Origin of the sequence: Microbacterium sp. NPDC097977, assembly GCF_040302605.1 — a bacterium.
Classification (GTDB): Bacteria; Actinomycetota; Actinomycetes; order Actinomycetales; family Microbacteriaceae; genus Microbacterium.
Genome location: NZ_JBEOUR010000105.1, coordinates 1 through 8,386, shown reverse-complemented (window position 1 = coordinate 8,386; position 8,386 = coordinate 1). Strand labels below are relative to the sequence as shown.

7 protein-coding genes and 1 pseudogene are annotated in these 8,386 nt (G+C 70.4%); 7 read left to right on the top strand and 1 reads right to left on the bottom strand.

Features of this window, described 5'->3' with window-relative positions; all coding sequences use genetic code 11:
• From ABTZ43_RS16170 to ABTZ43_RS16160, 3 genes are all read left to right on the top strand, one after another.
• On the top strand, nt 1-939 hold a 939-nt coding region (locus tag ABTZ43_RS16170), incomplete at its 5' end, for an agmatine deiminase family protein (RefSeq protein WP_350539530.1).
• Nucleotides 936-2,651 carry an amidase gene (locus ABTZ43_RS16165; RefSeq protein ID WP_350539529.1) on the top strand — a complete coding sequence of 572 codons (1,716 nt, stop codon included), beginning with the start codon at nt 936-938 and terminating at the stop codon, nt 2,649-2,651. The genes ABTZ43_RS16170 and ABTZ43_RS16165, both read left to right, overlap by 4 nt.
• Before the next feature lie 30 nt (nt 2,652-2,681).
• Complete coding sequence (locus tag ABTZ43_RS16160; protein ID WP_350539528.1) at nt 2,682-2,873, top strand: hypothetical protein; 192 nt, start codon at nt 2,682-2,684, stop codon at nt 2,871-2,873.
• A gap of 58 nt (nt 2,874-2,931) precedes the next feature.
• On the opposite strand, the gene ABTZ43_RS16155 is transcribed toward ABTZ43_RS16160, so the two are convergent.
• Nucleotides 2,932-4,437 carry a glutamate-cysteine ligase family protein gene (locus tag ABTZ43_RS16155; RefSeq protein ID WP_045254110.1) on the bottom strand — a complete coding sequence of 502 codons (1,506 nt, stop codon included), beginning with the start codon at nt 4,435-4,437 and terminating at the stop codon, nt 2,932-2,934.
• A gap of 118 nt (nt 4,438-4,555) precedes the next feature.
• Between ABTZ43_RS16155 and ABTZ43_RS16150 the strand changes: the two genes are divergently transcribed.
• From ABTZ43_RS16150 to ABTZ43_RS16135, 4 genes and pseudogenes are all read left to right on the top strand, one after another.
• Nucleotides 4,556-5,410: a tryptophan 2,3-dioxygenase gene (locus ABTZ43_RS16150; protein WP_230108677.1), complete on the top strand. Its 855-nt coding sequence runs from the start codon at nt 4,556-4,558 to the stop codon at nt 5,408-5,410.
• The gene (locus ABTZ43_RS16145; RefSeq protein ID WP_350539527.1) at nt 5,410-6,693 is read left to right on the top strand and encodes an amidohydrolase family protein; all 1,284 of its coding nucleotides are present in this window, start codon (nt 5,410-5,412) and stop codon (nt 6,691-6,693) included. Before ABTZ43_RS16150 ends, ABTZ43_RS16145 begins: the two co-directional genes overlap by 1 nt.
• 1 nt (nt 6,694) lies before the next feature.
• A complete protein-coding gene (locus tag ABTZ43_RS16140) occupies nt 6,695-7,948 on the top strand; it encodes a kynureninase (RefSeq protein WP_350539526.1) in 1,254 nt (417 codons plus the stop codon).
• Nucleotides 7,938-8,386: pseudogene (locus tag ABTZ43_RS16135) on the top strand (regulator); the annotation flags it as partial. The gene ABTZ43_RS16140 and the pseudogene ABTZ43_RS16135, both read left to right, overlap by 11 nt.

Below are 8,386 nucleotides of genomic sequence, written 5' to 3'. Positions count from 1 at the left end.
GAGGGCTACGCGACCTGGACCGAGGTCGCGCACGCGGTCGCCGAGTTCGAACCGGTCACGATGATCGTCGATCCGGCCGAGGTCTCCCGCGCCCGGCGCATGCTGAGCCGCGCCATCGACATCGTCGAGGCGCCGGTCGACGAGTTCTGGATGCGAGATTCCGGCCCCACCTTCGTGGTCGACGACGAACGCCCCGGCGTACTCGGCGCGGTCGACTGGATCTTCAACGGCTGGGGCGCCCCCGCGTGGGCGCGCTGGCAGAACGCCGCGCAGCACGCGCGCATCATCGCGGGCGCGGTCGGTGCCGAGCTGGTGACCTCGACCCTGGTCAACGAGGGCGGAGGCATCCATGTCGACGGCGAGGGCACCGTGCTGCTCACTGAGACGGTGCAGCTCGACCCGCGACGCAACCCCTTCGCCGACCGGCAGCGCGTCGAGGCCGAGATGGCCCGCACGATCGGCGCGACGACGGCCGTGTGGCTGCCCCGCGGACTCACCCGCGACTACGACGACTTCGGCACGAACGGGCACGTCGACATCGTCGCCACGATCGCCTCTCCCGGCCGACTGCTGCTGCACGACCAGCAGAACCCCGACCACCCCGACCACGCCGTGTCCCGCGAGCTGCGCGCGCACCTCGCACAGCAGACGGATGCCGCGGGCCGCGCGTTCGAGATCATCGACCTCCCCGCGCCATCGACCCTGCGCGACGACGAGGGCCCGGTCGACTGGAGCTACGTCAACCACCTGGTGACGAACGACGGGGTGGTCGCCTGCGGCTTCGGCGACGCGACGGCCGATGCGGCTGCCAGAGAGATCCTTGCCGACGCCTACCCCGGACGACGTGTCGTCACCGTCGACGCGCGCCCCCTGTTCGACCGCGGCGGCGGCATCCACTGCATCACCCAGCAGCAGCCGCGCATCGGCGGTGTCTCATGATCGACGTCGTCGAGGCCTCCATCGCCGATCTGCGGCGAGCGCTCGAGGCCGGAACCGCCACCGCCGTCGAGCTCGTCGACGCGTACCTCGCGCGCATCGCCGCCTATGACGGGCCCGACACTGCGACGGCGCTGAACGCGGTCGCGGTCGCGAATCCCGAGGCGCGCACCGAGGCCGAGGCGTCGGATGCACGGCGTGCACGCGGCGCCGTGCGCGGACCGCTCGACGGCATCCCCTACACCGCGAAGGACAGCTACCTGGTGCGCGGACTCACCGCCGCCGCCGGCAGCCCCGCTTTCGCCGAGCTGGTCGCCCAGCGCGACGCGTTCACGATCGAGCGGCTGCGTGCGGGCGGGGCGATCTGTCTGGGTCTGACCAACATGCCCCCGATGGCGAACGGCGGAATGCAGCGCGGTGTCTACGGCCGCGCCGAGAGTCCGTACAACCCCGACTTCCTCACCGCACCTTTCGCATCGGGGTCGTCGAACGGGTCGGGCACGGCGACGGCCGCGAGTCTCGGGGCCTTCGGCCTGGGCGAGGAGACCTGGTCGAGCGGCCGCGGTCCCGCCACGAACAACGCCCTCTGCGCCTACACGCCCTCCCGCGGGGTGATCTCGACCCGCGGCAACTGGCCTCTCGTGCCGACCATGGACGTCGTCGTGCCGCATGCCCGCACCATGGCCGATCTGCTCGAGGTCCTCGACGTGATCGTCGCCGACGATGCCGAGGTGCGCGGCGACTTCTGGCGCGCCCAGCCGTGGGTGACGCTGCCCGTGTCTTCCGAGGTACGGCCCGAGTCGTATCCGGCGCTGTCGGCCGATGCGACGGCTGCTCTCCGCGGCGTGCGCATCGGCGTCCCGCGCATGTACATCAACGCGGATCCGGAGGCCGGCACCGCCGACGCGCCCGGCATCGGCGGCCCCACCGGGCAGCGCATCGAGACCCGCGCCTCGGTGATCGAGCGCTGGGAGGCGGCTCGCCGCGACCTCGAGGCCGCCGGAGCGACGGTGGTCGAGGTCGACTTCCCCGTGGTGTCGAACTACGAGGGCGACCGTCCGGGCGCCCCCACCATCGCGACGCGCGGACTCGTGTCGCCGGCATACCTGCAGCGCGAGATCGTCGACCTGTCGGCGTGGGGCTGGGAGGACTTCCTGCAGGCGAACGGCGACCCGCGGCTGCACACGCTCGCGCAGGTCGACGGCGCATCGATCTTCCCGCATCCCGACGGAGCACTCCCCGACCGCTACACCGGGTTCGATGACGACATCGCCGAGTACCCGGGCTGGGTGCGTGCGAATCCGGGCGTCGGATTCGAGGACATGGCCGAGCTCCCCGACGGACTGCGCGGGCTGGAAGAGACCCGTCGCGTCGACCTCGAGGAGTGGATGGACGAGCACGAGCTCGACGCCGTCGTCTTTCCGGCCGTCGCCGACGTGGGGCCCGCGGACATGGACGTGAACGATGCCTCCGCCGACCTCGGCTGGCGCAACGGCACGTGGATCGCCAACGGCAACCTCACCGTGCGCCACCTCGGCATCCCGACCGTCACGGTGCCCATGGGCCTCATGCGCGACATCGGCATGCCGATCGGCCTCACCTTCGCAGGGCGCGCCTACGACGACTCCGCGTTGCTGCGTCTCGCTGCGGCGTTCGAGGCGATCGGAGCACCCGGCGCGCGGCGCACGCCTCCGCCGCGGACGCCGAGGCTGTGACGCTCTCGGGCATGGGTCTACTCTGAGCGCATGGACAGCGGGCTGATCTTCTACATCCTGTTCGGTCCCGCGCTGTTCGCGCTCGCCTGGTTCATCGTGGCGGGTATCAACCTGCTGATCCGCGTCATGGTCGAGCGCCTGACCGTGATCCACGCGGGTCGCAGCGAGCGATCCTATGTGCGCAAGCACCAGCGCGACACCCTGCCCCACGGTCTGCTCTGACCCAGGGACGACGGAGCGATTCCTTTCGTGCTGTTCGTCTTTCCGTTCTGGGCGGGCGTCAGTGCGTCCAGGTGTGCACCGGTTCGCCCGCCTGCGCGCGCTCCCGGTAGTCCGCGAGCATGCCGTGCAGCGCGTCGCGCCGTGACGCGCCGGCGCGCTCGCGAGCCGCGACGTTCTGCCGCTGCCAGACGGCGCCGTTGCGACCGGTGAGACATCGCTGCTCGATGATGCCGAGATACCGGTCCCGCACCTCGGGGTCGACGCCGTAGGCGTCCAGCCCCTCGGCCGCCGCGGGCAGCAGCCGTCGCAGCACCAGCTCTCTCGGGCTGATCCCGCCGACCTCCGGCCAGTACAGCCGCGAGTCGATGCCGCCGCGCGCCGCGGCCTGCAGGTTCTCGGCCGCGGCGTCGAAGGTCATCTGCGTCCAGATCGGACGGTCCGCCTCGGCCATGCTGCGCACGAGGCCGTAGTAGAACGCGGCGTCCGCCACCACGTCGACGACGCTCGGCCCCGCCGGCAGCACCCTGTTCTCGAGACGCAGATGTGCGGTCCCGCTCTCGACGTCGTAGACCGGGCGGTTCCAGCGATACACGGTGCCGTTGTGCATGCGCAGCTCGGCGAGCTCCGGCGCACGCCCCTCGGCCAGCGCCTCGAGGGGATCCTCCTCCGCGCACACCGGCAGCAGTGCCGGGAAGTACCGCGAATTCTCCTCGAAGAGGTCGAAGATCGATGTCACCCATCGCTCGCCGAACCAGACGCGGGGGCGCACGCCCTGATTCTTCAGCTCCTGCGGCCTGGTGTCGGTCGCCTGCTCGAACATCGGGATCCGCGTCTCGTGCCACAGCGCCTTGCCCGCGAAGAACGGGGAGTTCGCCGCGAGCGCCACCTGCACGCCGGCGATCGCCTGCGCCGCGTTCCAGTAGGCCGCGAACGACTCGGGGGCGACCTGCAGATGCAGCTGCACGGAGGTGCAGGCGGCTTCGGGCAGGATCGTGTCGCAGACCATCGAGAGCCGTTCGGCCGGTCGCTCCTCGTCCAGCGCGACGCCGTCGAGCTGCAGCTCGATGTCCTCGCCCCGCGCCGAGAGGATCTGCTGACCGAGCAGGCTGTATCGAGGGTCTGCCGAGAACCAGCGCTCGGTGAAGTGCGTCTCGTCGAGCGTCGGAAGCATCCCGATCATGGCCAGGCTGCTCCCGGCCGACTGCGCCCGACTGTCGGCGACATCGAGCGAGCCGCGCAGCACGGTCTCGAGCTGCTGGAGATGTGCGCCTCCGATCGGCCGCGGTGCCACATTGATCTCGACGTTGAAGCGCGCGAGCTCGGTCTGGAACGCCGGCGAGGAGATCGCGTCGAGCACCGCGTCATTGCCCCGCGCCGGTGCGCCCTGCTCGTCGACCAGGTTCAGCTCGATCTCCAGACCGAGCTGCGAGTCGGGGGCATCCACGGCCGAGAATCGGCCATCCGCCAGCATGGACGCCAAGGCCTCGAGACACCGCTCGGCCTTGGCACGGAACTGCGTACGGTCCTGGCGCGTGAAAGTCCGCGCCTCGATGCTGTCGCCCATACGCCGACGGTATCCACCGGATGACCACCCGTCGAGGAAGGCTTTCCATATTTCATGATTGTGACGCTCGCCACGATTGTTATATGTTCGTCCTGTCCGTCACCACAGGAAGCGACCCATGAGCACCGAGAACAACGAGCGCGAGCTCGAGGCCGGCATCGTCACAGATCTGTCCGGCCGGATGACCTACGGGTCGTACCTGTCACTCGACCAGCTGCTCACCGCGCAGAACCCGGTCAGCGTGCCCGAGCACCACGACGAACTGCTGTTCATCATCCAGCACCAGACCACCGAGCTGTGGCTCAAGCAGCTGCTGCACGAGCTGTCGTCCGCCCGCGAGCTCCTCGCCAGCGACGATCTGCGCGAGGCCCTGAAGCGCGTCGCGCGCGTCAAGCGCATCCAGGACGTCATGACCCAGCAGTGGGCGATTCTCGCGACGCTCACACCGACCGAGTACGCGCAGTTCCGCGGCGCGCTCGGCAACTCCTCGGGCTTCCAGTCCGTGCAGTACCGCGCCGTCGAGTTCGCGCTCGGCAACAAGAACGAGAAGATGCTGAACGTGTTCAGCGACCACCCCGCCAACCTCGCGCTGCTCACCGCCGAGTGGCACGCTCCGACGCTCTACGACGAGTTCCTGCGCTACGCCTCGCGACGCGGGCTGCCGATCCCCGCCGAGATCCTCGATCGCGACGTGCGCCTCCCCTACCGCGAGACACCCGAACTCGTGCCTGCGATCCGCGAGATCTATCAGAACCACCAGCAGCACTGGGACCTCTACGAAGCCTGCGAAGACCTCGTCGACCTCGAAGACAACTTCCAGTTCTGGCGCTTCCGCCACCTCAAGACCGTCGCCCGCACGATCGGCATGAAGGTCGGCACCGGGGGTTCGAGCGGCGTGGGGTTCCTGCAACGCGCTCTCGATCTGACGTTCTTCCCCGAGCTCTACACCGTGCGCACCGAGATCGGCCGCTGATGAACGCCGCGACCTTCTTCGACGGCGAAGGATGGCGCGAAGGCCTCGTCGAGCTGATCGACGGACGGATGCTGCTGCGCGACGAGCGTCCCGCACCCGGCGCGCCTCGTCTCGACGGCGTGGTCATCGGCGGATTCACCGACCACCACGTGCACCTGCAGCTCGTCGACCACACCCTTCTCGGCAGCTCGACGCTCGGACGCGTGGTCGATCTGGGCGCGAACCCGGAGGCCATCGCCGCACTGGCCGCAGCGCGTTTCGTCTCGGTCGCTGGCGCTCCCTCGCTCAACGAGCGGGGTGTTGACGACACGGACGCCCGCTCGTTGAGCGAGCGGAGCGAGACGACACGCGTCCACGCCCGCACGCTCGACGACCGGGAGGCCGACCACACCCACACCCACGCCCACACGCTTGAGGACCGGGAAGGCGACCACCCCCGCTCGTTGAGCGAGCGGAGCGAGACGAAACGCACCGACGCCCACACGCTCGCGGACCGGGGCGTCGACCGCACCGACGCCCACACGCTTGAGGACCGGGAAGGCGACCACCCCCGCTCGTTGAGCGAGCGGAGCGAGACGAAACGCGCCCCCCACCGCGTCGCGATCGACTTCGCGGGCGCGTTCCTCACGCCGGTCGGCGGGTATCCGAGCGACCGCGACTGGGCACCTGCAGGGTCATTCCGCGAGATCGCGGACGCCGAGACGGCGCACGCGGCGGTCACCGAGATGGCGGATGCCGGAGCATCCGTCATCAAGGTCGCGAGCAACACCGACGCCGGGCCCGTCTTCGCCGACGACCTGTTCCGCGCGATCGTCGACGCCGCCTCCGGCCGCGGACTCCCCGTCGTCGCCCACGCCCAGGGCGCCGGCGAGGCCCAGCGCGTCGCGCGCCTCGGCGCCACCCGTCAGGCCCACGCACCCTTCACCGAGCGACTCGACGACTCCGAGATCGCGGCGCAGGCCGCATCCGTCGCCTGGATCTCGACGCTCTCCATCCATGACGGTGACACGCTCGCCACGGCGGTCGACAACGTCCGCCGCTTCCATGCCGCCGGCGGCACCGTGCTCTACGGCACCGACATGGGCAACGGCCCGACGCCGGTCGGGTTGAACCCCGCCGAGCTCGACGCCCTCCGTGACGCGGGCATCGACGGCGACGACCTGCTGCGCTCCCTCGCCCCACAGGACCCCCGCGACCTCGCATCCGTGCTGCTGCACCTTGCCGACGTCACCGCAACCCCGTCTTCCGCCCGCCCGCTCACCCCCGCCGATCTGAAGGTGTGACATGACCGACCCCCGCGATTCCGCCCGTCTCGACACCGCACTTCTCGAAGAAGCCCGGGCCCTCGACGCCGCCGACCCGCTGCGCGAGCACCTCGACGCGTTCGCCGATGCACCGGGCGTCGACGCGTACCTCGACGGCAACTCCCTCGGCCGTCCGTTGCGCAACATCCCCGAGAAGCTCGCCGCGTTCGCACGCGACGACTGGGGCACGCGGCTGATCCGCTCGTGGGACGAGCAGTGGATGGCGCTGCCGATGGAGCTCGGCGACCGGATCGGCGCCCTGACGCTCGGCGCCGCACCGGGACAGACCGTCGTCGCCGACTCGACGAGCGTGCTGATCTACAAGCTGATGCGGGCCGCCGCCACCGCCGACCCCACCCGCACCGAGCTCGTGATCGAGGCGGGGAACTTCCCCACCGACCGGTTCCTGGCCGCTGGCGTCGCGGCCGAGACGGGGATGACCGTGCGGTGGATCGAGCCCGACCCCGTGCGCGGAGTGCAGATCGCCGATGTGCGCGACACGATCTCCGAGCGCACGGCGCTCGTGTCGCTCAGCCACGTCGACTATCGCTCCGGGGCGCTCGCCGACATGCCCGGCATCACCGCCGCTGTGCACGAGGCGGGCGCGCTGATGATGTGGGACCTCTGCCACTCGGCCGGCGTCATCCCGATGCAGCTCGACGCCTGGGGCGTCGACATGGCGGTCGGATGCACGTACAAGTACCTGAACGGCGGGCCCGGCTCTCCCGCGTTCGCCTACCTGCGCCACGACCATCAGGGCGTACTGCGCCAGCCGATCCAGGGCTGGTGGAGCGCGGCGGACATCTTCGCGATGGGCCCCGAGTACGTGCCGGCCGGCGACATCCGCCAGCTGCTCAGCGGCACACCCCCGATCACCTCGATGCTCGCCATGCAGGGGATGCTCGACCTCCTCGAGCTGTCGACGATCGAGGGCGTCCGTGAGAAGTCGGTCTCGCTGACCGATCTCGCCGTCCGCGCCTACGACGCGGCTCTCGCGCCCCTCGGCGTGCGCCTCTTGAGCCCTCGGGATTCCGCCCTTCGCGGCGGACACGTCACGATCGGGCACCCCGACTTCCGCGCGGTGACGCAGCGGCTGTGGGCGCAGGGCATCATCCCCGACTTCCGTTTTCCCGACGGCATCCGCCTGGGGCTGTCGCCCCTCAGCACCTCGCACGTCGAGACGATCACCGGCGTGCTCGCGGTGCGGGATGCCCTGGAGTCGCATGAGGGCTGACCGCGATCGTCGGGTCGTGGACGACGCGGTGCTCGACGACATCGATGCGCGCCCCGGCAGCACCGCCTCGCTGCTGCGCACCCTGATCGGCCTGTATCTGCGTCCGCTGGGAGGCTGGGTGTCGACGGCCGATCTGATCGCGCTCGCCCACGACCTCGGCATCCCCGCCGCGCAGGCGCGCACCGGCATCACCCGGCTCAAGCAGAAGGGCCTGCTGCTGGCCGAGCGTCGGCACGCCGTCGGATATCGCCTGAACCCGGCGGCCACGACGATGCTGGAGCGGGGCGACCGCCGCATCTTCGAGATGCGCGAGATGACGGAGGCCGACAGCTGGTGCCTGATCTCGTTCTCGATCCCCGAGAGCGCCCGCGGTGTGCGCCATCAGCTGCGCCGTCGACTGCACTGGATCGGCGCGGGGGTCGTGTCGCCAGCTCTCTG

Excerpts from the sequence above, each read along its gene's own strand:
- ABTZ43_RS16165 (WP_350539529.1), top strand. The coding sequence starts at position 936 with ATGATCGACGTCGTCGAGGCCTCCATCGCCGATCTGCGGCGAGCGCTC.
- ABTZ43_RS16160 (WP_350539528.1), top strand. The coding sequence starts at position 2,682 with ATGGACAGCGGGCTGATCTTCTACATCCTGTTCGGTCCCGCGCTGTTC.
- ABTZ43_RS16155 (WP_045254110.1), bottom strand. The coding sequence starts at position 4,437 with ATGGGCGACAGCATCGAGGCGCGGACTTTCACGCGCCAGGACCGTACG.
- ABTZ43_RS16150 (WP_230108677.1), top strand. The coding sequence starts at position 4,556 with ATGAGCACCGAGAACAACGAGCGCGAGCTCGAGGCCGGCATCGTCACA.
- ABTZ43_RS16145 (WP_350539527.1), top strand. The coding sequence starts at position 5,410 with ATGAACGCCGCGACCTTCTTCGACGGCGAAGGATGGCGCGAAGGCCTC.
- ABTZ43_RS16140 (WP_350539526.1), top strand. The coding sequence starts at position 6,695 with ATGACCGACCCCCGCGATTCCGCCCGTCTCGACACCGCACTTCTCGAA.